This window comes from Paenibacillus sp. p3-SID867 (assembly GCF_025142895.1).
Lineage (GTDB): Bacteria > Bacillota > Bacilli > Paenibacillales > Paenibacillaceae > Paenibacillus_AQ.
In genome coordinates, this window is sequence record NZ_JAMBDM010000056.1 from 1 (window position 1) to 553 (window position 553).

General features: G+C 39.4%; 1 protein-coding gene. It reads left to right on the forward strand.

All coding sequences use genetic code 11. The features are described from left to right. Positions 1-465 (forward strand): IS200/IS605 family transposase (gene tnpA, locus M4D81_RS34640; protein ID WP_260069691.1); only part of this gene is annotated, 465 nt, incomplete at its 5' end. Positions 466-553 lie beyond the last annotated feature (88 nt).

Genomic DNA, 553 nt, shown 5'->3' on the forward strand with positions numbered 1-553 from the left:
AAGAGCTACAGCCTAGCTCACACAAAGTGGATGTGCAAATACCACATTGTATTTACCCCGAAGTATAGACGGAAAGAGATCTATAATCAAGTAAGAAGAGACTTAATAGAAATTTTCAAACGCTTATGTAAGTACAAAGGAGTAGAAATTATAGAAGGCCACATGATGCCCGATCATGTCCATATGTTGGTGGCTATCCCACCGAAAATATCAGTCTCATCATTCATGGGATATCTAAAGGGGAAAAGTTCGTTAATGATCTTCGAGAAGCATGCACAACTAAAATATAAATACGGGAATCGAAAATTTTGGGCAGAAGGATATTATGTGAGTACAGTAGGTTTGAATGAAGCAACAGTAGCGAAGTACATTCGTGAACAAGAGGCACATGATCAAGCCATGGATAAGTTGAGTGTAAAAGAGTACGAAGATCCATTCAGCAGCAACAGGGGCAAAAAGAAATAAACCAGTTTAACTGGTAAGTGAAAGTGACAAATAACAATGAGCCTGAACAGAGTTATGGTCAGGCTAGCGTCTTTAGGCGCAGTTTGGC